Genomic DNA, 26872 nt, shown 5'->3' on the forward strand with positions numbered 1-26872 from the left:
ATGAATACCGTTGTTCCTTAATAAAATGTTTGCGAAGTTAAGAAATAGCTGTCAGCTTTTAAGCAACAGCCTACAGAAAATGCAAATTATATATGTTAATTTTCGTAAAATAATATGAAAAACAGCGACGGGAACGCAGTATTCAAAATCTTACTTATATATCAGGGAATCGTTGGTAGAGCCGCAATCCAGCATTTTTGCCCCAAAATAAGGATTCGTAATCTTCCTCGTTTCACTTAACCAATAGGCGCCTTTGTCGTCAAATGCCATCGGGCAGAATTGCCGGTAGACGGTATGGCCCTTGAATCCGGTCGCTTTCACCAGGTCAAAAAGCATGTCGGAGACCATTTGAAAACTTTCCCTTTTCCCTTCAATACCTGTTTCTCCCTGTAATCCTACCAACTCCGCACTGATACTCCCTCCTATGCCGGATAAATTCGCCAGATGGGCACTGTCCATTTGCAGTTGAATATAAGGCAAACTATCTACATGCTGCTTCAAAGCCTGCCCGGCTACTGTAGCGCCCGCAGTATCCGCTTTTACCATCGCGGCAGAAAGACTGTAATAAGCAGTCATCACCTGGTTCAGGGAGTCATACCATACCTGACTGTACGGCGCTTGTAAAGCAGCAACAGGCAGCTGGGCCGCTTCCTCCGTTTTAGGCGCCTGCTGCTGGCAGGAAAAAAGGGCGGATGTCAATACCAATGCACTTATAGATGCATATATTTTTAATTTCATAATTACTAATTTGTTAAACAAAACTAAAGAATTGTATTCATAGAGATTATAATCTGTGAATTATGCTTATTATCAGTAACTTTGCACGTTTATTTTAACTATTTGCTTAGATTATGTTAATCGCTTTACAGGATATTACATTTGAGTTTGGTTCCAGGGTGATATTGGAAGATTCCTCCTGGCATATTGAACCCGGCGACCGTATTGGTCTGATCGGGCTGAATGGTACGGGTAAATCCACCCTCCTTCGTATCATTAATGGTGAATATTCTGTCTCCAAAGGAAGCGTAAACAAAAGTAAAAACCTTACCATTGGTTTCTTCAACCAGGACCTCCTTAGCTTTGAAACAGATGAATCCATCCTGATCGTAGGTATGATGGCCTTCGGTAAAGCCCTGGAACTGGAAAAAGATATAGAAAGAATTACCCAGGAACTGGAACATAACCAAACCGAGGAACTCCTCCATGAATTTAGTGATAAACTTCATGAGTTTGAGTCGCTCGACGGTTATAATATGAAACACAAAACCGCCCAGGTACTGGAAGGTTTAGGTTTTAGCACCGCCGACCTGGATCGTCCTTACAGCCAGTTCTCCGGAGGATGGCGTATGCGCGTACTCCTGGCCCGTCTGATCTTGCAACAGCCGGATGTACTCATGCTCGATGAGCCTACGAACCACCTTGACCTTCCTTCCATCGAATGGCTGGAGCGCTACCTGACCGGCTACAACGGAGCCGTGATCATCGTTTCGCATGACCGCTTCTTCCTGGACAGAATGGTGAACGGTGTCGTGGAAGTGTATCAGCAACAGCTGCACCACTACGCAGGTAACTATTCCGACTACGAAGTTGAAAAAGAACTGCGCCGCGAAATGCAGCAACGCGCCTACGAGAACCAACAGGATTACATCCGCCAGCAGGAACGCTTCATCGAACGCTTTAAGGCTAAAGCCTCCAAAGCCGCGCAGGCACAGAGTATCGCCAAAAGACTCGATAAACTGGAAAGAATTGAACAGGTAGACAACGGTCCTTCCAAAATCAGGATCAACTTCACCGTGGAAAAAATGCCAGGTAAAATTCTGTCTACCTTAACCAATATCAGCAAGAATTTCGGGAGTAATGTCATCCTGAAAAACACCAACGCTGAAATCAACCGTGGTGATAAAATCGCCCTCATCGGCGCCAACGGTAAAGGTAAATCCACCCTCCTCCGTATCATCGCAGGCGTGGAACCACATGAAGGGGAAAACCAACCAGGCCACAACGTGATCACCAGCTTCTACGCACAGCACCAGCTGGAATCCCTGGACCTGAACAGCGAAATCCTCGACGAACTGAAAAACTGCGGCAGCGGTAAAACAGAACTGGAACTCCGCCAACTACTGGGCTGCTTCCTCTTCACCGGAGACGACGTATTCAAGAAAATCCGTATCCTCTCCGGAGGTGAAAAAGCCCGTGTGGCACTCGCAAAGACCATCATCGGTCAGGCCAACTTCCTCATGCTGGATGAGCCCACGAACCACTTGGATATGAACTCTGTACAGATGCTCATTGATGCGCTCAATAAATATGAAGGCAGCCTGGTACTCGTATCGCACGACCGTTACTTTGTAAGCCAGACCGCCAACAAAATCTGGGAAATCGTTGATGGCGAAATCAAAGAGTTCAAAGGAACCTATGCAGAATGGGAAGCCTGGAAAAAACGCATGGCCGCCAATAACGCGCCACAACCTGCCGCCAAACCAAGCCCCGGCCCTACTCCCACTGTTGAACAACCTAAAAAGGAAGTAAAACAGGAACCGGCAGCCCAAAAAGGCGCTATCAATAAGGAAGTACAAAGGGAACTGCAAAAACAACAAAAACAGTTTTCCAACGTAGAAGGTCAACTGGCTAACCTCAAAGTCCGCAAAGCAGACCTGGAAGCCAGTCTCGGTCACCCAGATATCTACGGCGACAAGAATAAATTCGCTTCCGTGGAAAGTGAATACAACGATGTATTGAAATTCCTGGAAAAAGCCAATCAGCAATACGAAGAGCTGTTCGAGAAAATCATGCAGCTGGAAGCATCGCTGATGAGTTAATATTACTGAAAGCCGGCAGCTACCCCTGCCGGCTTTTTCTGCACCTTCAAAAAAAATTACATTTTCATGCAAAAAATCCTTGTTGTTGAAGATGAAGTGAAAGTGGCCAATGCGGTTAAGAAAGGACTGGAAGAAAATGGTTTTGATGTTGACCTGGCTTACGACGGCCGCATGGGCAAAAGCCTCGTCGTTAGTAATAATTATGATCTGGTCATCCTGGACCTGAATCTCCCCCACAGCAACGGTTATGAGCTCTGTGAAGTCATCCGTGCCAAAAATATCCGCATTCCTATCATCATGCTGACAGCCCTGGGCGGCATGGAAGATAAAATGCAGGCATTTGAACTGGGCGCAGATGATTACCTGGTAAAACCCTTCGATTTCCGGGAACTCCTGGCCCGCATCCGCGTATTCCTCAAACGTGCCGGCGCAGAAACAGCGCAGGGTACCAACTATAAAATTACCATCTCCGACCTCGAAATCGACCGCGAGAAAAAAGAAGTGTCCCGCGCAGGCCGCAAGATCGCCCTCACAGCGAAAGAATACCAGCTCCTGGAATTCCTGGCACTGCACAAAGGGAAAGTCATCTCCAAACTCACTATCGCAGAAAAGGTATGGGATATCGACTTCGATACCGGTACTAACGTGATCGAAGTATATATGAACTTCCTCCGCAAAAAAATTGATAAAGACTTCGACAATAAACTGCTGCATACCAAAACCGGTATGGGTTATTATCTCTCTGAAGAACAGTAAGTCTTGAAGATTAAATACAAAATAGCGCTCTACTACACCACATCAGCGACCCTGATGCTGATGATATTTGCAGTACTGGCCTATTATTTCTCTTCCAAATCCCGCAAAGCGGAATACCTGGAAAGACTGGAATATCGTGCCCGGTCTATCGCCAACGTGATTATTGAAGATGGCCACGTAAAAGTGGACCTGCTCCGAAAGCTGGACCGTACTACCTTTCAGGACCTTTACAAGGAAGCCATCCTCGTATATAATCCCAATTACGATCTGCTGTACAGCAATCTGAAAGACACGACCATTCGCACCCACCGCAATTTGCTCGATTACATCAAAGTGAATAAATCCTACAGTTATGAGAAAGGTAACGGAGAGGTAGTCGGCATTTATTACACAGAGGGCGAAGTCTCTGTTATCGTCATCGTGTCTTCCTTTGATAAATATGGATATCAAAATCTGACCAATCTTAGCCAGATCCTGCTCCTGGAGCTGGCAACCGCTATTATTGTGCTGATAGGCGTTGGTTATTTCTTCGCCCGGAAAATGGTGGAGCCAATCGATAAACTGGTGAAGGAAGTAGACAGTATCAACGCCAACAACCTGCAAGACCGCCAGGTGGCCGTACAAGGGAAAGACGAAATCGCCAAGCTGGCAGCCAACTTCAACACCATGTTGCAGCGACTCAGCGACTCCTTCGATTTGCAGAAAAGCTTTGTGAGCAATGCTTCCCATGAACTGCGTACTCCCCTCGCCTCTATTATCAGCCAGTTACAGGTAACGCTTTCCAAAGAACGCAATGCCAGCGAATACCAGGACGTACTAAACTCCGTACTGGAAGATGCTGAAAGTCTGACGGACCTCACCAATGGCTTGCTCCAACTGGCACAGTCGGAAATGAGGGTGCAGCAATTCGTGTTCTCCAATGTACGCATAGACGAACTGCTGATGGATATGGCCAACCTGATCCGCCTGAAGCAAAAGGAAAGCAAAATCGATATTCAATTCAACAAACTCCCCGACAACGACCTGCTGGTCACCTGTTTCGGGAATGAGTCCCTTTTGAAAATTCTTTTCATTAACCTGGTGGACAATGCCTGCAAATTCTCGCGCGACAATACCGCACATATTAGTATTGACTTCTATACGCAATACATCATGGTGCAGGTAAGGGATAAAGGAATTGGCATTCCCGTGGATGAACTGAATAAGATATTTGAGCCCTTTTACAGAGGTCAGAATGTACAGAAGACACGGGGCCACGGGCTGGGATTATCTATCTGTAAAAAGATTGTACAGATACACAAAGGGCATATCACCGTTACCTCCACACCGAATGAAGGCACCACGTTCACGGTCATTTTACCGCATATGATGTAATTGCATTTCAGTCAACTAATTTGATTTTAATCTGTTTTTAATACGGGTTAAAGGTGGCTTTAATCTCATTTTAAGATTTTTGTCCCATCAAATTGGGCTATATGCGAACATTCAGGATGCTGGTAATATCAGCATGCACTATTGGCTTGGGCTTTACACAACCTCTCAGGGCTCAGATTCAGCCAACACCTATTACATTGCAGGAGGTGGAAGACTCCTTCCTCGTCCGGAACTATGCTTTACTCGCACAACGATATCAAATCGATGCATCCAAAGCGCTTATCAGACAGGCCAAAATTTGGGATAACCCCAATTTCAGCGCCGTACTGGGTTTTGGAAGTACAGATCATGTGCAGCCATTCAGAGTAGGCTCCGATGGAGAAACTTCGTACAACATCGATCAGTTGATTCAGCTGGCAGGCAAACGTAATAAGAACATTCAACTGGCCGCTACCGCCAGCAAAATGAATGAGGCCACCTTCGATGAACTGGTACGGGTTTTAAAGCTGCAACTGCGCGAGAATTACTACAATATTTACTACAACCAGCAATCAGGGAAAGTACTGAAAGAACAGCTGGGCAATCTGCAAACTATCGTCAACGCATATGCGGAAGCCGATAAGAAAGGATCTGTTGCACATGCTGATTTAGTGAGACTACAAGCCCTCCAGGTGGGACTTGAAAACGATTATGCGGACCTGAAGCAGGAAGAACTGGAATCTCAGAAAAACCTACAACAGTTACTCCATAGCCAGGACTTCTATGTGGCCAGTTTGCAACCCGCAGACCTGGCCCATTACAGCCTGGATCATATCCAACTGCCACAGTTGATGGAAACGGCCACCCAGAACCGTCCGGATGTGAAAGTAGCTGCATTGCAGTATCAAAGCGCCGAACTGAACTACCGTTTACAAAAATCCCTCGCTGTACCGGATCTGCACGTAGGCGCTACCTACGACAAACAAGGTAGTTATGTCAACAACTTTATTGGTCTGACTGTAGGCATTGACCTCCCACTCTGGAACCGCAACCAGGGCAATATCCGCTCCGCGCAATACGCCATGAAAAGCGAAGCCGCGCAATACCAACAGCAGCAGAATATAGCACAGACAGAAGTACTGAATGCCTATCACCGCATTATACAGCTGGAAAAGCGTTATAAAGACTTTGATCTGCATCAGTTCCAGAACGAGTTCGATACGCTGATAGCCGAAGTAGCCAAGAATTTCAGAAAGGGAAACATCTCCCTGTTACAGTTTATCGACTACTTCAACAGCTATAGCGACAACGCAAAAAATATCAACAAATTTTTATCTAACAGGGTTAATGCATACGAAGAACTCAACTATGCAACAGGACAAGAATTATTTAAAAACTAAGCACATGACGCGCCCTATATTATTCATCGGGTTTTCGCTGCTGGCAGCGTTTATATGGAGTGGATGCAAACACACCCAGGCGGAAGATACAGAGAAAAGCACTTTCGTTCTCAGCGATACCATGCTCAAAAATATTCGTATCGACACCGCCCGTTTACAACCGGTGCAGAACCAACTTCGTTTATCCGGAAAGGTTACTCCTAACGGCGGTAAAGTACTGAAAGTATATCCGCTGGTGAGTGGCTATGTACAGGATATCAAAGTACAACTGGGCGATTACGTTCAGAAAGGTCAGGTACTGGCAGTGATTCATAGTGCGGAAATCGCAGACTATGAAAAACAACTGGCACAAGCCCGCTCCGATCAGGGCGTTGCCGAGAAAAACCTGAAAGTGGCTCAGGACCTGTACGACAGCCGCCTCTCCACTGAAAAAGATGTCGTGAACGCTAAAGGCGATCTCGCTAAGTCGAATGCAGAAATCACCCGACTGAACGATCTGTTTAAAATATACCGTAAAGGGAAAGGCGCCACCTACCTGGTAACTGCACCGATTTCCGGATATATTATTGAAAAGAACATCAATAATAACATGGAGATCCGTACCGATAACAGCTCCAATATCTTCACCATCTCCGAACTGGATGATGTGTGGATAATGGCCAATGTGTTCGAAACAGATATCGCGAAAATCAAAGAAGGCTATGATGCCAGCGTAGTAACAGTAAGCTACCCTGATCAGCCCTTCCATGGCCGTATCGACAAGATCTATAACTTCCTGGACCCTGCTACCAAAACCATGCAGGTACGCATCAGTCTCGATAACAAAAAAATGGAACTGAAACCGGAAATGTTTGCGACAGTATACGTTACCTACAAAGATAATGACGAGAAAATAGCCGTTCCTTCTGCTGCCGTTATTTTCGATAACAGCAAAAACTTTGTACTGGTATTCAAAGATAAATTCAACATTTCTGTAAGACAGGTGGAAGTAGCCAAATCCTCCGGAGATATCACTTACATCCAATCAGGCCTTCAGCCTGATGAGAAAGTAATCTCCAAAAATCAGCTGCTTATTTACGACGCACTTAAAGACTAACCGTCCGCATGAAGAAGATTTTATCCGTCGGACTACTGTCTCTCGGCGTCTTACATGGATCAGCGCAAGAAAAGAAAGACTCGCTGCTCCCCTACACTTTTCACTTTCAGCAAACGCTGGTAACCCAGTGGCATCCCGACTTTTCGGCCAAATATACTGGCCAGAACAGTTTTCTAACGCATGAGCCGAGTGCCACTTCCATTACCAGTACCATATACGCAGGGATTCGTCCAGTGAAAAACCTGGAACTGTTCATCAACCCGGAACTCGCCGGAGGTAAGGGTTTGAGCAAAGCGACAGGTATCGCAGGATTCCCTAACGGAGAAACTTTCCGCGTAGGCGATCCTACGCCGAAGATCTACCTCGCAAGGGCATTCGGCGTGTATACGTTACCGTTTACCACCAGAGTGGAAACCGATGACGATGACCAGAATAACGTAGCAGGTACCACACCTATGCATTACCTCCGATTCATTGTTGGTAAATACTGTCTGGCCGACTATTTCGACCTGAACAACTACAGCCATGATCCGAGAACACAGTTTCTAAACTGGGGACTGATGAACAATGCAGCCTGGGACTATCCTGCAGATGTAAGAGGTTATACAATGGCCGTAACCTTACAATACCGCAAGGATAACTGGATGGTACAGGCAGCGTCTTCACTGGAACCGACGGAAGCCAATGGCCCCAACCTGAACTACAACTATGGCAGGTCTAATGGCTGGATGGCGGAAGTAACGCATACGCACCAACTCCATGGTAAGCATGAAGGGAATATCCGTTTCATGACCTTCCTTAACCAGGCCGCCATGGGGAATTACCTGGAAGCGATCCGCGTAGCAGTGGACACGCCGGATGTAGATGCTGTAGGCCGCAACGGTCACACCAAATATGGTTTCGGTATCAATATGGACCAGGAGTTCACCGACGACGGAGGCGCTTTCCTCAAGGCTTCCTGGAACGATGGCCATAACCAGACATGGGCCTTCACAGAAATTGACCAAACCATCAGCGCAGGATGGGTACAGGCGGGAAACCGCTGGCATCGGCCGCAAGATAGAGTGGGATTGGCAATCGTGGTGAATGGCATCTCCCGGGATCATCAGAAATACCTGGCCGCTGGCGGTTATGGCTTTATGCTCGGGGATGGACAACTGAACTATGGCCATGAAGGCATTCTGGAGTTATACTATAGCTGGAATATCTCTAAACTCCATCTGGCCATCACTCCCGACTACCAATTTGTACTCAACCCAGGTTACAATAAAGACCGCGGACCGGTAAATATTTTTGGAATCAGAACAAGAGTGGCATTCTAAAGAAACAGGATTATGAACAAATTCATCAGAAATATTGTGGCATTCTCCCTTAAAAACAAACTCTTTGTTTTTATCGGGGTAATAACACTGATCATCGCAGGAGTATTCTCCTTCGTACATACGCCTATCGAAGCATTTCCGGATGTGACCAACACCCAGATCGTAATCGTTACCAAATGGAACGGCCGTAGCGCCCAGGAGGTGGAACGCTTCGTAACACTGCCTATCGAAGTATCTATGAACGCTGTACAACGCAAAACCAGCGTGCGTTCTGTGACCATGTTTGGGCTGTCTGTAGTTAGAATCATTTTCGACGACGATGTGGAGGACTTCTTCGCGCGTCAGCAGGTCAACAACATGCTGGCTACAGTGAGTCTGCCAGAAGGCGCCGATCCGGAAGTACAACCTCCGTATGGCCCTACCGGCGAGATCTTCCGTTATTACCTGAAAAGTCCGAAAAGAGACTCCAGGGATCTGCTCACCTGGCAGAACTGGGTGATAGACCGTCAAATCCGCAGTGTACCTGGCGTTGCCGACGTCGTTGCATTCGGCGGCCAGGAAAAAATCTATGAGATCTCCGCAGATCCTGTACGACTGGCAAAATATGATATCACGCCACTGGAGCTTTACCAGGCGGTTAACAAGAGTAACGTGAATGTTGGTGGAGACGTGATTGAAAAGAACGGCCAGGCATACGTAGTGCGCGGTATAGGCTTACTTAACAGCATCCAGGATATCCAGAATATCATCGTACAAAGTATCAACGGCGTGCCTTTATTGGTAAAGGACCTCGCCAATGTGCATGAGTCCTCCGCCCCTCGCGTAGGCCAGGTGGGGCTCGACAAGGAAGACGATATCGTAGAAGGCATCGTAGTAATGCGTAAAGGTGAAAACCCTTCCGAAGTACTCGGCCGTCTGAAAGAAAAGCTGAAAGAGCTGAATGAAACAGTACTTCCGGACGACATCAAAATGGTTACGTTCTATGATCGTGATACGCTGATGGAGTTCTGTACGCATACCGTAATGCATAACCTGCTGGAAGGTATCATTTTCGTGACGGTGATTGTATTCATCTTCATGGCCGACTGGCGGACAACCGTGATCGTATCCATTATCATCCCGCTGGCATTACTGTTTGCGTTTATGTGTCTGCGTATTAAAGGCATGAGCGCGAACCTGCTGTCTATGGGCGCTATCGACTTCGGTATCATCATAGATGGAGCCGTCGTAATGGTGGAAGGGATATTTGTAATGCTGGATCATAAAGCCCATAAATATGGGATGGAGCGGTTTAACAAGATGGCCAAACTGGGTTGGATAAAACAAACCGGCGGTGATCTTGCAAAAGCAATCTTCTTCTCCAAACTCATTATTATCATCTCCCTTGTACCCATCTTCTCTTTCCAGAAAGTAGAAGGTAAAATGTTCTCGCCACTGGCCTGGACACTGGGATTTGCATTGCTGGGCGCTTTGCTGTTCACCCTTACGTTGGTGCCGGTACTATGTTCCATTCTCCTGAACAAAAATGTAAAAGAGAAGAACAACATAGTGGTGAATTTCTTCGACCGCATTGTTACGAATGGGTTCAGCTGGACTTATCGCAACAAGCGATTGAGTCTGATCGCTTCGCTGGCCTTTATGGTACTGGTATTCATGTCTGCCAAATTCCTTGGAACAGAGTTCCTGCCGCAGCTGAATGAAGGTTCCCTCTGGGTAACAACAGAATTACCTATGAGTATGTCGCTCACAGAAAGCGTGAAAATGGCCAGAGATATCCGTCAGGACCTGGGCGGATTCCCTGAAGTGAAACGCGTACTCTCTCAGGTAGGTCGTTCCAATGATGGTACAGACCCTAACGGATTTTACTTTGTACAATACCAGGTAGACCTGGCGCCGAAGGCAGACTGGAAACGCAAGATTACACAGGATGAATTGATTGCGCAAATGGAAGGCCGACTGAGAAAGTATCCGGGTATTATCCTGAACTTCTCCCAGCCTATCAGTGATAACGTATCTGAAGCAGTGGCCGGTTTCAAAGCCGCCAATGGGGTGAAGATATTTGGTGACGACCTGGTGAAGCTGGAAGCTTTATCACAACAGGTAATAGCACAGCTGAAACATGTACAGGGTATCAAAGACCTTGGTGTGATCCGTAATATTGGTCAGCCTGAAATGAGCATCAACCTGGATGATAATAAGATGGCGCAGTATGGCGTATCTACCGGTGATGCCCAGGCTGTAATTGAAATGGCTATTGGTGGTAAAACAGCCACTCAGCTGTATGAAGGCGAAAAGAAATTCGATATACGTATCCGTTACGATGAAAACTATCGTAAAACAGAAGATGATCTTGCCAACCTGATGGTGCCAACTATCAATGGCAATAAAGTGCCGCTGAAAGAGATTGCTGAAATCAAGACTATCACTGGTCCGGCATTCATCTATCGGGATACGAACAAGCGCTTCATTGGGGTTAAATTCTCTGTTCGTGACCGTGACCTTGGTAGCACCATTGCGGAAGCGCAGGAACATGTGAGCAAAGCGATTAAGCTGCCTAAAGGCTATAGCATTGGCTGGACAGGTGAATTTGAGAACCAGGTGCGCGCAACCAAACGTCTTGGACAAGTAGTACCCATCAGTATTGTAGCCATCTTCCTGGTGCTGTTTATTATGTTGGGTAATGTGAAAGACGCGGGTCTGGTGTTGATGAACGTACCATTTGCATTGATTGGAGGAATCCTCGCATTGCATGTAACCAACATGAACTTCGGTATCTCTGCCGGTGTTGGTTTCATTGCATTATTTGGTATATGTATACAGAATGGAGTGATTCTGATCTCGGTATTCCATAAGAATCTGGAGCAGAAGATGACGCTCAATGATGCCATCCGACTGGGAGTACAGAGTCGTATCCGTCCGGTGGTAATGACCGCGCTGATGGCTGCTATTGGTCTGGTACCAGCAGCATTATCACATGGTATTGGATCAGAAACACAGAAACCGCTGGCAATAGTAGTGATTGGAGGATTGATCACAGCGACTGTATTGACGCTGCTGGTATTCCCGATCATCTTCTATACCGCATATAGAAAAGGAACTGCCCCGAAAGCTGCGTAGTTGCACGCAAAGACGCAATGGAGTCAAAGGCGCAAAGATGTCAGGATTACTAGTAAATATTTCTTTGCGCCATTGACTTTTCGGGAAACATTTTTAGTTCGCATATAGGTTGATAGAATGGGTCGCAGTACAGAAAGGGCCGGAATTCCAGCCCGCTGTAAAAGACTCAGTCGCTCCACCCCGCCGAGAAGAAACCACGCGGGGTGGTTTTTTATTTTTTAGGAAGTCCTCCTAACTGCATGGTATCGATTACAGAACTAGGTACCACAACTATGGTCGCGTTTTGTTTAAGTCCTTCATACAGCATGTTCATCGCTCTCAGATGTAATGCTGTAGGGTTATCCGCATAAGTACGGGCTGCCTCATCAAACTTCTCTGCCACCTGACGTTCTGAATCCCCCAGGATGACGCGCGCCTGCCTTTCTCTTTCTGCCTGTGCCTGCATAGACATCGCATTTTCCAGCGAAGGCGGAATCAGTACATCTTTGACCTCTACTGAATTTACCCGGATGCCCCATGGTTCGGTACGTTCATCAATAATTTGTTGTAATTGCGCACTGATCTTTTCTCTACCTTCCAGCATATCTGCCAGTAAGGTTTTACCGATAACATCGCGGAGAGCTGTTTGTGCGGCCCAACTAATAGCATTCATATAATCGGCCACTTCCAGCGCCGCCTGCTTTGGATTCAATACTTTCCAGAACAGCACGGCATCTACATCCACGGGGACGGTATCTTTTGTTAATGTTTTTTCTGCCTTAAATGATGTGGTGATCACCCTGGTATCAATCCAGTAAGGGATCGTATCGATAACAGGAATGATGAGGAAGAGACCGGGTCCGCGTAAGTGAACGAACCTTCCCAAACGCAGTACCACTGCCCTATCCCATGGATCTGCTATTTTGATAGCGGCTGATACGAGTGCTGCAATAATCAGGGCTGGTACGATGACAAATGCGCTACTGGCAGATTTCAGACCCGTGCTCCAATAGGTCACCGCCATAATCGCAATAAAGATGATAAAGAATATAACAGTAGGAAATATGTTTTTGCTCCTCATTTTCATTACCTCCTTCCAGGCTGTTTTTAGGTATATGCCCTTTTAATTAAACAAACAGGATAATGGATAGTTTAGCTCCGATGCGGGATGTGTCCTGATTTTAAGGTACTTTTATGATACTAAACCGGAAGTATGAGTGATAATTATCTGCATCAGTTTAAAGTAGCATTACACGAATTGAATTGGGGGTATGCCGATCAGGATACTCCTGAAGTCATTGCCAAATTCTGGAAGGATTTTGTACAGGGATGCCAGGGAATATACAACGGGTCCATCTTTGATTTTGACGAGGGGGTCATTTTCAGAACAATGATAGAACCTGTGTTTCATCGTACGGAGATGCGTGTCTATCCATCGTTTCAAGACTTTGAAGCTGCCATCCATGAAACAGATAAAACCTTCAGCGCATTGACCGTTGATGCGCGAGTAGGAGAATTCTGGTGGGAGCGCGCGTTGTTACGCCATACCGAAGAGCTGTATCAGGAACAGATAAAACTATATTACGGGATTACACTTCAGTAAAATCTAATTGAAGTGGTGGTTTCGAAAAGAATGGATGGAGCTCTGTGAGGTCCATCCATTCTTTTTATTTATTGCCAACAGCGTTTTGCTGAGAGCGTATTATTCTACTTTATTTCTTCTTCGTCTGGATTTGTTGAACATCAGTCCTTTCTCCACGCCTTTGCGGAGTTCCGCTTGTTCTTCCACAGGTAATGCATGTACTGTTTTACATTCCTCACTGCAGCAGCCATCATATTTAGCGGCACATTCTTCGCACTGAATAAATAAGAGGTGACAACCATCATTCAGGCAGTTGGTGTGCGTATCGCAGGGTTTGCCGCATTGGTGACATTCTGAAATGATATCTTCTGTAATGCGCTCACCGAGACGGTCGTCAAACACAAAGTTTTTGCCTTTGAATTTAACAGGTAATCCTGCTGTTTTAGCTTTGTTGGTGTACTCAATGATACCGCCTTCGAGGTGATATACGTTCTTAAAGCCGTTATGCAACATGTATGCAGATGCTTTCTCACAGCGGATTCCACCGGTGCAATACATGATGATGTTCTTGTCTTTCTGGTCTTTCAGCATATCTACTGCCATTGGCAATTGTTCGCGGAAAGTATCAGAAGGAACTTCTATAGCGCCTTCGAAGTGACCTACTTCATATTCGTAGTGGTTACGCATATCTACGATAATGGTTTCTGAGGTATCTACCATTTCGTTGAAAGCCGCAGCGTTGAGGTATTGACCTCTGTTGTCCATGTCGAAGGTAGGGTCTTCGATACCGTCTGCAACGATTTTCTCGCGTACTTTAATTTTCAGTACATAGAAGGATTTACCGTCATCGTCTACAGCGATGTTGAGGCGGATGCCGTTGAGGAAGCTCACTTTGTAGAGGGCATCACGGAACGCTTCTAAATGATGTTCCGGAACGCTGATCTGGGCGTTGATTCCTTCATTGGCCACGTAAATGCGTCCGAAGACATCCAGTTTAAACAAGTCGGTGTAGAGTGCATCGCGAAAAGCTTGTGGGTCTTCTATTTTCGCATACTGATAGAAAGAAACGGTAATGCGTTTGAATGTTTCTTCCTGCAGCTTAATTTTCAGTTCCGCTGCAGAAACTCTGTTGTGTAAAGCCATTAGGACTTGAAATTTTTAGGACACTTGCCTGGTGAACAAAATTTCAAGATAACCAATTAAATATCAATAAGTTATCTTAATAAAAACTGCAACTTAAAATTCCATTTGCAGCAGGATGCAAAATTAGGTCAATTTACCGGAAGAAAAAGCTGATATATATCATAAACCCTTATATCATGTGATTATTTCGCAGTGGATATAGATTTTTTTATCCAGATATGATAACATCTGAGTATTTATCGTTAATTTTAGGTTAATCGGATCAGATTTTATCTGGAGTACTGCTGTTATGCATTAAATTGCTATCTTGCAGCTCCAATTTAAAAGATTGAAGCTGATTCTTTTAAACTCGTCTTCAGGAAACGTAGGAAATTTTCAAAGAAGGAAACGAGGAGAAGGTAAAGCTCGTGCTATTAGCGCGGGCTCTTCTTTGCCACGTCCTTCTGCCATCCTACGGGCTCCTGAACGATCGGTGAATGTAAGAGTCCCGCGCTTATTTTTTTGCCGGGACGTTCTGCGAACCAAAATCATGTGTATGGACCCCGCACTGTACTCCGGCAGATTTCAGCAAATCAGCAGCAAAAATGTTTTAGTAATTGATAGCGACGTTGTATTCGGGCAGGCATTTAAAAGTGCGCTGGAACGTGTACATTTTAGTGTAAACCTGCAACAGGATGCGGACAGTGCGCTACAACTGTTGCACCACCACAACTACGATCTCATAATCCTGGACAGTTTCTGGGACCCCACCAGTGTTGAAGAGCTGGTGGCCTCCATCCGCAATCGCTGTTCCGCTCCCATTATCGTTTACGCTACCGCCGGTATTGGCGAGATAGCCAACAAATGTCGGAAAGCCGGTGCAGCAGCCTATCTCGTAAAAAATTCAAAAGATATCCCTTCCTTACTGGTCAAAATTATTGCGCTTACTTCTACCCAGGTAGAACACCGCGTCTAAACTTAATATTTCATAAAGTATAAAACGTAAATACTGACAGACGGCTGGTCTCTACTAGCTGTCGATTTTTTTTAGTCTTTTCTCCCATTTTTTTTGATGTACCCATTACAGATAACATCTATGTGTGATCCATGGATAGTGAATAAGCTGGATCATCAGATACGAATTTACCTTAATATCTACCGTTTAAATGTTCATAAACTGTGAAAAAGTTATTTATTGAATTCTAACTATTTGATTATTATTGTATATAACTTTAGCTTAAAGTTAAGACACCCCGATTGGCATTTGATTTGAATAAAGGTTCGAGAAGATTATTGTTTAACCCAAAAATGTTATGTCATGAGTCATTATGTTACTTACTTCTTGTACGCTATCGTTGGAATTTGGGTTTATCGGTTATTAGCGTATTACTTCGACAGTGGCGCCAGCCGTAAAGTTAAAAAAGGCAAATAGGCCCCTTCACAACGGCGTCTTTCACAAAAAAAAGTCGGGAAAAATCCGCGCCCCAGGCACAGATCTTCCCGACTTTTTATTTCCAGTATTTTCTGTTAATTCGGTTTCAGCAAACTACCCAGGATGCCGCCAAACCCAACGCGTACGCCTACACGTGTATTATCCTTACTCTGGTAGCCTGCAATCACGTCTACACGGGCAATTTTAAAGATGTTCTCCAATCCTGCAAACAGCTCTAAATAGTTATTATCGCCATTTACATAGAATGCATTTGCACCTGCCACCAGGTTCCATTTCAGTCGGTTGAAGAGAGGAATTTTATTCGTCAGTAAGCCGTTGAAGTGGTGTTCCACATTTGCTGTGGTATAGAAAGAAGCCGTGGTGCTATACAAGTAATAGGGAGCCAGTTGGAAACTGTTCAGGTACTTTAGTGTATAGAACGTTTGGTTGCCATTAAAATGTTGGTAATCGGGGATCTCTACATCCTTGCTGTTGAGGAATCCGCCGAAGGTGACATGGTACTTGAATTCACCAAATAGTTTTAAGTTGATGCCATCTTCAATGCCCACCTTCCATTTGTCGAAATCCACGACGCTATTGGCGATACCCGGAATCCCTTTGGCATAGCTAATTTCAAAAACAGGCGCTTTGGAACCGTATGGTACTCTCCTGTCCGGCAGCTCTATGAACCGCTGGCCCGGCTGAAAATGGAAGCTAGCTCCCAATACCACTGCACTATGTCTTTCAAAAGGTACGCTGGCCAGTTCATAAGGATGGTTCGGGAGGAACAGCTTGTTCTTGCTTCCGAAGATGCTGAAGTCGGTCGTGTTCTCCAACGGAATCCGATTTTCATACGTTCCACTGAGTGTCAGGCGGTAGTTATTTTGAAATGTACGCGTGTAACTTCCTCTGGCAAACCAGTTCTCATACAGCTTCATGTAGTTCTCCCGCAGGATGAGCGTATAGAATTCGTTGGTGATATTATCAATGGGGTTATCATGATTGAATTGGGAGACACGCTTCCCTCCAGACAATTGGAAATCGTTTCGTCCCAATTTGTGGAAGAGTCGCCCTTCATTGCTGTAACCGAGTCCCAGCCCAGCATTGAGGTGTGTATTACTTAATCCGTATCGCACAAAAGGCGATACTCTCAAGGCTTCATTCTTTCCAGTATTGAACACCATGGATGGTTCCAAAGCCAACACCAAACCCTCTACGGTATTATACTTCAGCGCTTTCAAAAGCGACTTCATATAAAAGGTATTGTATACAATGGAACTATCTCTATGGAAGAAATAGTTATGTCTTACATTATTCCAAAGTACATCCATCACTTTCACCGGGCCTTGTTTGCGTTGCATGGAATCCAGTCTGTACCTGCTGGCAGCGCTATCGCGGTTAGCTTTGGCTGCACTGTCGCGGGTATGAAAATCCTGCGCTTCATACGTTTCCAATGGCACGGGGCGGATGCTATCCCAATAGGTAACCGGCTTTTTATCAAAAGCGGAATCCAGCTTCATGACCACCTTATCAAAGTACTTATCCGGAAGATGGGGTTGCAGATTGTATTCGGAATATACGCTTACAAAGTTACCTACTGCTTTGAATCCGAATTTCTGGAAGGCGATATGTACGACCTGGTCTTTTACTCTCCAGACATCTCTGTTCACAGGCACGTGCGTCTGGCGGATTTCCAGTGTGTCCATCAGTTCCAGTTGATATTCCGGTGTCAGCAGCAGATCTGTGCTATGAATGCGCCAGTCGCCATCCGTGATGAAAATGGATCCAGAGAACAGTGGTTCCATTTTTCGTTTAGGGATGACAGTTATCTTGTATACATTTTTCCCATCTTCGATAAAGGAGCCTTCCAGTCGGTATTTATAAAAGTTGAGCGCATTCTCCGCAATCGGTGAAATAAAGCCACGGGGGCCCAATTGCGTCGCAATTGCTTCTACGTTATTATCATAGAAACTGATAAATGCCGGAAAACTGAAACCCATTCCTCCCCCGCTTTTGCGGGAACTGATCACTTCCAGTTTCATTTTATCCGGATAGCGGTAGCCTACTTTGCTGACGGTTTCGGTAAGAAAGAGTACGCCTTTTCCTGCACTGTCCACTCCCATATCCACTTTGTCTATTTTCTGGCCAAATAACCGATTGGGAGCTTGTTTCGATTGCAAGGTCCCTTTCGTATATGCCATACAACTGAATTCCTTTACCTGTTGCTGATAAAAATGTCTTTTCTTGATCGCCTCCCGGATGATGGCATAGGCAGGGTCTTCTCCTCCTGCTTTCACCACTACCTCTTTCACCTGCATACTAATGGGCTCCAATTGGAAGTCCAGTTCCTGTACCGGCGATGAAAGCGTAACTTTATGCTCCGTTTTTTTAAAACCCATATACTGGCAGACGATCACATAATCTCCGGCTGGCAGTTCCAACTGGTAATGCCCAGCGGCATTAGTGGTAGTGCCGCTGGTAGTTCCTTTTATCATGACGGTGGCATAGGGCAATGGCTGACGATGGTCATCCATGACAATCCCTTTCAGGGTATTCCCTGATGCAGAAAAGCTAACCAGGATGGTTAGCCATAAAAACAAGCATCTCATTATTCTAAGATTAGAGCGAACATTCAGAATTTATCAGGCAGCGCTTGCCGTTTGTTTTGGACTACGTATATAGGCTGCCGTTAGTCCTGCAAAACCGGCTGTAAGTCCGCCTATCAGTGCACTTATTACCCCCATCAAAGGCGCACTTTTCACCTTGAGAATAGTAATACTCATACGATTGGCCAACAGATGATCATTGCGGATATCCTGATAGAATGCCAGTACCAGCCACAGGATAAATATAGCGCTGAAAGAAGAGAAAAATGACTTTCCGGGTCTTAGCGGATAGAGTAAAGTTATCAGGAAAGCCGTTAAGGGTGCGCTCCACCAGGGAAGCGTCATTCCTGCCACATAGGCCAGGATAAGGATGAGCAAAAAATGGGCGAAGGATTTCATGCTCCGAATATATGATTTTTTTGCTCGCAATGCGGATTACTTTTGCTCGCAGAGCAGGGAGGTTTTGCTCGCAGAGCAGCATAAGCAGCAGAGCAGCAAAGAAGGTGTTTTGCAGTTTCACGCAAAGGGCGCAAAGGAGCAAAGGATTATGTTTTGTTGTTTGTTTATCATGTTTTGTTTTAGAAGCTCGCAAAGGATTAAAGTACTATCTCACGATACTTTTAATAATCCTATATGATTCCAAAACAGTACCCAAAAAAATTTGCGGTCTTAACTAAACAACAAAACATAATCCTTTGCCCCTTTGCCCTTTGCGCCCTTTGCGAGAAACAATCAATTGCCTATCTCCGCAACAATCTCTTTGCTGCTTTGCCCCTTTGCTGCTCTGCGTGAAACAATCAATTGCTCATATTATTTACTGCTTTCCAGTGCCTGGAGAATATCAGCGAGGATATCTTTCACATTTTCAAGGCCTACGGAAATTCGTATAAGCCCTGGCGTTATACCTACGTTTGCTCTTTCCTCATCGGTGAGTTTGGCGTGGGTGGTACTGGCCGGATGAGAGGCAATACTACGGGAGTCTCCGAGGTTGGCAGTGAGTGACAACAGTTTCAGGGCGTTCAGGAATTTCACGCCGCTGGCGATACCGCCTTTCAGTTCAAAGCATACGATACCACCGCCGCCGGTCATCTGTTTTTTCGCAATAGCATATTGCGGATGACTAGGCAGGAATGGATATTTCACTGCACTGAGATGCGGATTGCCTTCTAGTGCCTCCGCAATTGCCAGTGCGCTTTGGCCGTGGCGTTCCATGCGAACATAGAGCGTTTCCAGACTTTTGCTGAGCACCCATGCATTGAATGGAGACATCGCAGGGCCTGTACTACGACAGAAAGTATATATATCCTTGATAAGTTCTTTCTTTCCAACTATGGCCCCACCAAGTACGCGGCCTTGTCCGTCGATCCACTTAGTGGCCGAATGGGTTACCAGGTGAGCGCCGAGGGTAATCGGACGCTGGAAGACTGGCGTCGCGAAGCAATTATCAACGTTAAGAATGATATTATGTTTGGCAGCAATCTTTCCCAGTAATTCGAGATCTATGATTTCCAGACCAGGATTGGAAGGGGTTTCCACGAAAATCATTTTGGTATTAGGCTTAATCATCGCCTCGATACCAGCAGGATCGTTCATGTCGAAATAGCTGTATTCAATACCCCATTTAGGGAGGAATTTTGTCACTACTGTGTGGGTAGAACCAAATATGGAGCGGGCGGACAACAGGTGATCGCCGGCACGCAGCAGCCCCATAAAGCTGGCAAATACTGCGCTCATACCAGAAGAGGTAGCATAACCCGCTTCTGCGCCTTCCAGCGCTACCATTTTGTTGACGAATTCGTCTACATTGGGATTGCTGAAACGGCTGTAAATATTGAAATCCGTTTCATCTGCGAAAGTAGCTCTCATCTCTTCTGCATCATCGAAGCAGAAGCTGGAGGTCAGGAACATAGGGGTAGAATGCTCCATCTGGTCAGTTCTGGCCGTCTGAATTCTTACCGCATTGGTTTCCGGTTGGTATTGATTGTCTTGCATGCTCGGTTTTTCTATAGTTAGGCGTTCAGTTTCACTTCCCAGGTAAGCCGTGTATTGCCTCTGCGCAGTGTTTCAGCTACAGAGCAGTATTTGTTCATAGACAATTCAACAGCACGTGCAGCCTTATCCGCATCGATATTACCAGACAAATGAAATACCAGGTGTACATTCTCCCAGAGAGAAGGTTCTTTCCCCTTTTCTCTGTCTGCTTCAATTTCAATACGAAAATCAGTGACTTCCTGGCGTTGTTTCTTCAAGATCATTACCACATCGATGGCAGAGCAGCCACCAAGACCCATGACGATCATTTGCATTGGTCTTACGCCATTGTTTTTACCCCCATTTTCTACAGAAGAATCCATCAGCACTTTGTGGCCGTTTTCATCTACTGCTTCCATATTGAATCCGTCGTCTATTCTTTGTAATGCTATCTTCATAACTATAATTTTCTACTTCAAAGATAACTATTCATCATCATCTTGCAAAGCCACCTCAAACCCTTACCTACAGGGGCTTCTGAATTTTCATTGCATTTTTAATGATTGAAACCTTAGTTTTGCGAAAATTTTAAATCGTTGTCGGCAAAGGTATTTCACAGTAAGGAAACATTCAGGCTGGAATCCGGAGAAACATTACCGGAATTACAAATCGCATATCATACTTACGGCTCCATGCTGCCGGATGGCAGTAATGTGGTCTGGATATGTCATGCCCTCACGGCCAACAGCGATGTGGCCGACTGGTGGACTGGTCTGGTGGGTGAAGGTAAGGTGATTGACCCCTCTCGTCACTTCATTGTCTGTGCAAATATCCTGGGTTCCTGCTATGGCAGCTCCGGCCCTTCTGTTGAAAATCCGAAAACCGGCAAGCCCTGGTATCGCCACTTCCCTGCTGTTACTGTTCGGGATATGGTTCAGGCGCATATGTTACTGCGAAAGCACCTCCAGATTCCACATATCCAATTATTGGTGGGTGGCTCTATGGGCGGTTACCAAGCCATGGAATGGGCATTGACAGAGCCAGGAATCATCGGTAAATTATTCCTGCTTTGCACCGGCGCCGCTGAAAGCGCCTGGGGTATAGCTATTCATACGGCCCAACGATTAGCGATCGAAGCAGATCACACCTGGGAACAAGATACGCCCCATGCCGGCCATAAAGGACTCAAAGCGGCGAGAGCCATTGGCATGCTGACTTATCGGAATTACCAGACTTTCGTACGCACTCAATCCGACCCGGATAAGGAAAAGACGGATCATTTCCGCGCGTCTTCCTATATCACCTACCAAGGCGATAAACTTGTAAAACGCTTTAATGCACAGTCGTACTGGCTGCTCACAAAGGCGATGGACAGCCATAACATTGCCCGTGGCCGTCATGAGGATATTACGGTCTCCCTCTCCCATATCAACATCCCGGTACTGCTCATTGGCATCACCAGCGATATCTTATGCCCGCCGGAAGAACAACAATTCCTGGCACATCATCTTCCACAAGCAACCTACCATGAAATTGACTCTCCGTACGGTCATGATGGGTTCCTCATAGAATTCGAAAAAATCGGAAAGATCCTGCAGGACTGGTTCTAACGAATATTTCCAGGGGAAGGTTTTTGGTTACTAATTTTTACTTATATTTAATAAGTATCAACTGAAATCAAACTAAACCCTCCACTGTTTATGAAAAAGAATCAACTCAGGTTCCTAAGGCGAATCCTGTACCTGTTGCTACTTGTGCCAAGTATACTCTATGCCCAGAGTCCGTCAACGATTTCCGGTACTGTAAAAGACAAAACCAGTGGAAATCCTCTTCCTGGCGTTAGCGTTTCAGTGAAAGGTACCACTCAGGGCGCTGTCAGCAGCAACAGCGGCAGCTTTCAGGTTAAGACTACACACGCGTTTCCGTTAACACTCGTATTCTCCTATGTAGGTTACAAAACAGAAGAACGCACTGTTTCCAGTGCCGCAGATATCAACCTGGAAATGTCTTCCACAGAGATTCTTGGTCTGGAAGTGGTGGTAGCTGCCAGTCGTGTACAAGAAAGCATACTCAAATCGCCGGTGTCCATCGAAAAACTGGATTCCAGGGCCATCAGAAACAGTCCCGCTCCTACTTTCTACGATGCATTAGCTAATCTGAAAGGCGTAGAAATGAGCACGCAGAGTTTGACCTTCAAATCTGTCAATACCCGCGGTTTTAATGCCAATGGTAATACCCGCGTACTGCAGCTGACAGACGGTATGGATAACCAGGCTCCTGGCCTGAACTTCTCGGTAGGTAATATCGTGGGTATTTCTGAACTGGATATGGACAATGTGGAGCTGATTCCTGGCGCCGCTTCTGCCCTGTACGGCCCTAATGCCCTCAATGGTATTGTGCTGCTGAACAGTAAGAATCCGTTCCAGTACCAGGGTTTGAGCGCCAACGTTAAATCAGGTATTATGAACGACGGCGGTCGTACTTCCGCTACCACCGGATATTACGATGTGGCGGTACGTTATGCCAAAGCCTTCAACAATAAATTTGCTTTTAAACTCAACTTCGGATATATCAAAGCAGACGACTGGCAGGCCCATGATCGCCGTGATCAGAGTCTGGCTAACGGTCATACCCTTGCAGACGGTACCCGCGCCAATAACGAAGGCTACAACGGCGTAAACGTTTATGGCGATGAACTGGCGCAGAACATGACATCTGCTATGAATCAGCAAGCTGCGGTTCCTACCAGCCAGTTGTCACAGACACTGGCAGCAGTGGCAGCACAATTGGGTAATACCGTTACTCCTGGTCAGATTCTGGCAGCAGCAATGCCTGGTCTGGCAAATGGTTATGTAACCCGCACCGGTTATGACGAAAGTGCTGTAGCGGATTACAATACCAAGAACATGAAGTTCAATGCCGCCTTCCACTATAAAATCCACGATAATCTGGAGGCATTGATCCAAGGCAGTTATGGTTCAGGTACCACTGTGTACACTGGCGCAGACCGTTATGCCATCAAGAACTTCAAAATGGGCCAGTATAAAGCAGAACTAAGAGGATCTAACTTCTATGTTCGGTTGTATACCACCCAGGAAAGATCTGGCGACAGCTATGCAATTGGTACGCTGGCTTCTGGTATCAACGAAGCCTGGAAAACAAGCCAGGTATGGTATCAGCAGTACTTCGGTACTTATACCACGCAATCAGTAGGCGCATTCGCACAAGCATATGGCGCAGCCCTTCAAGGTGGCGCTACACCAGCTCAGGCGCTTGCTGCTGGCCAGACTGCAGTGAATAATAACAGAGGAGTTTTTGCCAATAGTGCCAGATCCATTGCTGACCAGGGACGTTTCATGCCAGGCAGCCCTGAATTCAATGCTGCAGCCGACAAAGTGAAAAGCAAACCTATTCCAGGCGACGCTACCGGCGTAGGCGCGAAGTTCATGGACAAAACGAATCTCTATCAGGCAGAGTTCATGTATAACTTCAAAGACCTGGTGAAATTTGCTGAAATCCTCGTGGGCGGTAACTATCGCGTATATGAATTGAACTCAGAAAAAACGCTGTTTGCCGTTGATGATAACGGTAACGAATTCCGTGTAAAAGAGTATGGCGGCTATGTACAGGCGATGAAAAATATTCTGAATGAACATGTGAAACTGACTGGATCTTTACGTTATGATAAGAATCAGAACTTCAAAGGGCAGTTCAGTCCACGTTTATCTGCCGTGTATACCTTCCTGGAATCTCATAACATCAGGGCTTCCTATCAGACTGGTTTCCGTATTCCTACCAACCAGGATCAATACATCGATTTGCTGACGCCACAGGCACGCCTGATCGGCGGTTTACCGTTCCTGCGCGAACGATATCACCTGAATACTGGTCCGTTGTATACACTGGAATCCGTACAGGCTGGCCATCCAACACAGTACACCTTCCGTGATTTTGAACCAGAAAAAATCCGTGCCTGGGAATTAGGTTACAAGGGCCTGTTTGCACAGAAAGTATTGGTGGATGCTTATGTATATACCAACAACTTCAAAAATTTCAATGGTCCGCAAATCCTTGTACAGCCTACTTCTACCGGACAAAATATCTTCTCTGTTCCTGTTAGTCTGGATAAAGATATCAAATCATGGGGTTGGGCATTGGGTATAGACTACTCTCTCCCTCAGAACTTTGCTGTTGGCGGTAACATTTCCTACAATGAACTGGAAACAAAAGATCTGGGCAGCTTCCTTCCTATGTATAACACGCCAAAAGTACGTTACAACCTGTACGTAGGTAATCGTAACATCGCGAAAAGCAACATCGGATTTAATGTTACCTGGAGATGGCAGGATCAGTTTGTATGGCAATCCACTTTCGTGAGCAATGCGGTGAATGTGGCCAATCAAGGCGTTATTCCTGCATATGGTACACTGGATGCACAAGCCAGCAAATTCTTCCCTAAAGCCAAAACTACCGTAAAATTAGGTGGCGCGAATATCCTGAACAGATCATATGTTCAATCATGGGGTAACCCAACTGTGGGTTCTCAATGGTACGTATCGCTGGGATATAACCTGTAAGACTAAACGAAAAATAACTACGATAAAAAAACGGGTCTCAAAATATTTGAGACCCGTTTTTTTATTACATGCAGTGCTCACTTGTGATAAAAAGAATCACTTCTTTAGGTGAAGCCGTATAAAAGCAATCGGTCATCTCTTTTACTGAGATGACTGATCGCAAAATATTAAACCACTTTCCACCAGGGTTTCTCAGGCCCGGATGGTTTAGGGGGTGTTGGCGTATCTTGTGTATTGGGCGTTTGGGGAGACACGGAGCTGTCTTGCTGCGGTTGTTCCTCATTTTTCCAAATAGCTTGTGCTTCTGCTTTAATATCAGCGCGACTAAACAATGCCGCCAGTTGGGCTTTTAATTTTTTCCCTTGTTCTGGCTTCACCATGGCTACAAAGTTGGCGTATCCTTCCATACTGGCGATGATGCTTCCTTTGCCCCATTTCTTCCCGGAGAGGCCTGTCAGTTCTACATTATGAAGGAGTGCACGGAATTTACGCAAGGTTGTTCTGTCGATGCTGAGTTTCTCATTTACGACAATACCTGTTACTTCATGCCTGTCTCCTTTCCGCATTACTTTCAGCTTGTCAGGATGCAGGACGAAGCCTTCTTCCGCCACCACTTTCTTTACGGCCCAGAGTAACTGACCTACTTTAGCAGCCGCATCTCCTTTGGCGGAAAAAGTCATATCATCTGCATATCGCGTGTAGGCGTAACCGTATTTTTTAGACAATCCTTCAAACCTGCGATCCATTTTGAAGCAGATCAGGTTGGTAATGGCAGGACTGGTAGGCGCACCCTGAGGTAAAACCCTGTCGGTTTTTGCTACGAAATATTTTCTGCCATCCAGGATGATTTCATCTACTTCTGGTTCTGTACAAATCAATCCAAGAATAGTGGCTACCTGTTCACTGTAACCCAGTTTGCAGAATAAGCCTTTTACTCTTTTATAAGCGATGCCCGGAAAGAAATCTTTCAGATCGATATTCACTACTACATCCTTACCAATATGCGGTTGTGCGTTGGTTACGATAGAACGTCCGCGCACAAAGCCATTGGCAGCGTCGCTATTGGAAACTTTGTAGAGGATATTCTCCAGTATCCAGTGTTGCGCTGCTTTCAGCTGTGGCATTGGTGCAGAGATGGTTCTAACGCCACCGGATTTTTTAGGAAGCTGGAAACGCTGATAGTGAGTCGTTGTAGCAACACTACGGTTGAACGCGAGGAAGCGTAATTTACCCAGTGCCAGTTGCATAGCGTCTGCTAGTTGCTGAGCATTGTGATAAACAGGTAATCCAAAATGCTGTAGTTGGGCCTCGTTGGAAGTATTTTTATTCAGCCCTGCGGAAACAGCTTCACCGAGATAGATGATATCTTGTTGTTTCTTTTCCGCCCATGCGGCTGCGCGTTCTATGCGTTTTTGTTCATTGCGCTGTTTGGTTTCAGCGCGTTTTGCCTTTGCTTTAGCCATGCGTTCTTTGCGCATGTCTGTAAGGAGGCGTTGTTTATTTCTATACTTGGCTTTCTCTTGCAACAGCTCATTCAGTTGACGTTGCAAGCCTCCTTCCTGTTGGATGAGCGTTTCAGGAACAGATGGTTTATTGACATCTCTGGCCCAGAAGCCAAGGCGTGTCATTTCTTCAAGTATGAATTCTTCTTTGGAAGACTGACGAATTCTATCGTACAGTTGCTGACGGGTTAAACCTTCCGGCATAATAAGTAGTTCATTAAAGTACCTAAAAATTTGC

Annotated in this window: 19 protein-coding genes; 11 read left to right on the forward strand and 8 right to left on the reverse strand. The window is 45.7% G+C overall.

From position 1 onward, the window contains the following. Window positions 1-150 precede the first annotated feature (150 nt). Window positions 151-738 carry a DUF3347 domain-containing protein gene (locus tag CLV59_RS15345; protein WP_111592945.1) on the reverse strand — a complete coding sequence of 196 codons (588 nt, stop codon included), beginning with the start codon at window positions 736-738 and terminating at the stop codon, window positions 151-153. A gap of 113 nt (window positions 739-851) precedes the next feature. On the opposite strand from CLV59_RS15345, the gene CLV59_RS15350 reads away from it, so the two are divergent. The 7 genes from CLV59_RS15350 (at window position 852) to CLV59_RS15380 (ending at window position 11863) form a co-directional block, all read left to right on the forward strand. Continuing rightward, window positions 852-2819: an ABC-F family ATP-binding cassette domain-containing protein gene (locus CLV59_RS15350; protein WP_111592946.1), complete on the forward strand. Its 1968-nt coding sequence runs from the start codon at window positions 852-854 to the stop codon at window positions 2817-2819. A 66-nt stretch (window positions 2820-2885) separates the two neighbouring features. Next, window positions 2886-3575 carry a response regulator transcription factor gene (locus tag CLV59_RS15355; protein WP_111592947.1) on the forward strand — a complete coding sequence of 230 codons (690 nt, stop codon included), beginning with the start codon at window positions 2886-2888 and terminating at the stop codon, window positions 3573-3575. A gap of 3 nt (window positions 3576-3578) precedes the next feature. Next, a complete protein-coding gene (locus CLV59_RS15360; protein ID WP_146616209.1) occupies window positions 3579-4949 on the forward strand; it encodes a sensor histidine kinase in 1371 nt (456 codons plus the stop codon). A gap of 101 nt (window positions 4950-5050) precedes the next feature. Continuing rightward, on the forward strand, window positions 5051-6328 hold the full coding sequence (locus tag CLV59_RS15365) for a TolC family protein (protein ID WP_111592949.1): 1278 nt from the start codon (window positions 5051-5053) through the stop codon (window positions 6326-6328). A gap of 4 nt (window positions 6329-6332) precedes the next feature. Then, window positions 6333-7424 (forward strand): efflux RND transporter periplasmic adaptor subunit, encoded by a 1092-nt coding sequence (locus tag CLV59_RS15370; RefSeq protein ID WP_170137772.1) that lies wholly within the window; start codon window positions 6333-6335, stop codon window positions 7422-7424. Between the two features lie 8 nt (window positions 7425-7432). Then, complete coding sequence (locus CLV59_RS15375) at window positions 7433-8746, forward strand: carbohydrate porin (RefSeq protein WP_111592951.1); 1314 nt, start codon at window positions 7433-7435, stop codon at window positions 8744-8746. 12 nt (window positions 8747-8758) lie between these two features. After that, window positions 8759-11863, forward strand: a complete 3105-nt coding sequence (locus CLV59_RS15380; protein ID WP_111592952.1) for an efflux RND transporter permease subunit — start codon at window positions 8759-8761, stop codon at window positions 11861-11863. Window positions 11864-12074: 211 nt separating this feature from the next. On the opposite strand, the gene CLV59_RS15385 is transcribed toward CLV59_RS15380, so the two are convergent. Next, window positions 12075-12866, reverse strand: coding sequence for an SPFH domain-containing protein (locus CLV59_RS15385; protein WP_211323899.1), 792 nt, complete (start codon window positions 12864-12866; stop codon window positions 12075-12077). A gap of 189 nt (window positions 12867-13055) precedes the next feature. On the opposite strand from CLV59_RS15385, the gene CLV59_RS15390 reads away from it, so the two are divergent. Beyond that, on the forward strand, window positions 13056-13445 hold the full coding sequence (locus tag CLV59_RS15390; protein WP_111592953.1) for a hypothetical protein: 390 nt from the start codon (window positions 13056-13058) through the stop codon (window positions 13443-13445). A gap of 99 nt (window positions 13446-13544) precedes the next feature. Here the strand turns inward: CLV59_RS15390 and trhO are convergent, their stop codons facing one another. Next, entirely contained in the window at window positions 13545-14567 is a 1023-nt protein-coding gene (gene trhO / locus CLV59_RS15395) for an oxygen-dependent tRNA uridine(34) hydroxylase TrhO (protein ID WP_111592954.1), read from the reverse strand. 535 nt (window positions 14568-15102) lie between these two features. Here trhO and CLV59_RS15400 point away from each other — a divergent pair. Beyond that, the gene (locus CLV59_RS15400) at window positions 15103-15522 is read left to right on the forward strand and encodes a response regulator (RefSeq protein WP_170137773.1); all 420 of its coding nucleotides are present in this window, start codon (window positions 15103-15105) and stop codon (window positions 15520-15522) included. A gap of 551 nt (window positions 15523-16073) precedes the next feature. Here the strand turns inward: CLV59_RS15400 and CLV59_RS15405 are convergent. The 4 genes from CLV59_RS15405 to CLV59_RS15425 form a co-directional block, all read right to left on the reverse strand. Continuing rightward, window positions 16074-18587, reverse strand: coding sequence for a DUF5686 and carboxypeptidase regulatory-like domain-containing protein (locus CLV59_RS15405; protein ID WP_111592956.1), 2514 nt, complete (start codon window positions 18585-18587; stop codon window positions 16074-16076). A gap of 33 nt (window positions 18588-18620) precedes the next feature. Then, window positions 18621-18983 carry a hypothetical protein gene (locus tag CLV59_RS15410; RefSeq protein WP_111592957.1) on the reverse strand — a complete coding sequence of 121 codons (363 nt, stop codon included), beginning with the start codon at window positions 18981-18983 and terminating at the stop codon, window positions 18621-18623. Between the two features lie 411 nt (window positions 18984-19394). After that, a complete protein-coding gene (locus tag CLV59_RS15420) occupies window positions 19395-20576 on the reverse strand; it encodes an O-succinylhomoserine sulfhydrylase (protein WP_111592959.1) in 1182 nt (393 codons plus the stop codon). 17 nt (window positions 20577-20593) lie between these two features. After that, window positions 20594-21013 (reverse strand): OsmC family protein, encoded by a 420-nt coding sequence (locus tag CLV59_RS15425; protein ID WP_111592960.1) that lies wholly within the window; start codon window positions 21011-21013, stop codon window positions 20594-20596. Window positions 21014-21151: 138 nt separating this feature from the next. Here CLV59_RS15425 and metX point away from each other — a divergent pair, with 138 nt between their 5' ends. Together metX and CLV59_RS15435 are read left to right on the forward strand one after the other, a co-directional pair. Beyond that, window positions 21152-22165, forward strand: a complete 1014-nt coding sequence (metX, locus tag CLV59_RS15430; protein WP_111592961.1) for a homoserine O-acetyltransferase MetX — start codon at window positions 21152-21154, stop codon at window positions 22163-22165. Between the two features lie 90 nt (window positions 22166-22255). Next, window positions 22256-25132, forward strand: a complete 2877-nt coding sequence (locus tag CLV59_RS15435) for a TonB-dependent receptor (RefSeq protein WP_111592962.1) — start codon at window positions 22256-22258, stop codon at window positions 25130-25132. 167 nt (window positions 25133-25299) lie between these two features. On the opposite strand, the gene CLV59_RS15440 is transcribed toward CLV59_RS15435, so the two are convergent. Further along, complete coding sequence (locus tag CLV59_RS15440) at window positions 25300-26838, reverse strand: reverse transcriptase family protein (protein WP_111592963.1); 1539 nt, start codon at window positions 26836-26838, stop codon at window positions 25300-25302. Window positions 26839-26872 lie beyond the last annotated feature (34 nt).

Origin of the sequence: Chitinophaga dinghuensis, assembly GCF_003259435.1 — a bacterium.
Taxonomy (GTDB): domain Bacteria; phylum Bacteroidota; class Bacteroidia; order Chitinophagales; family Chitinophagaceae; genus Chitinophaga; species Chitinophaga dinghuensis.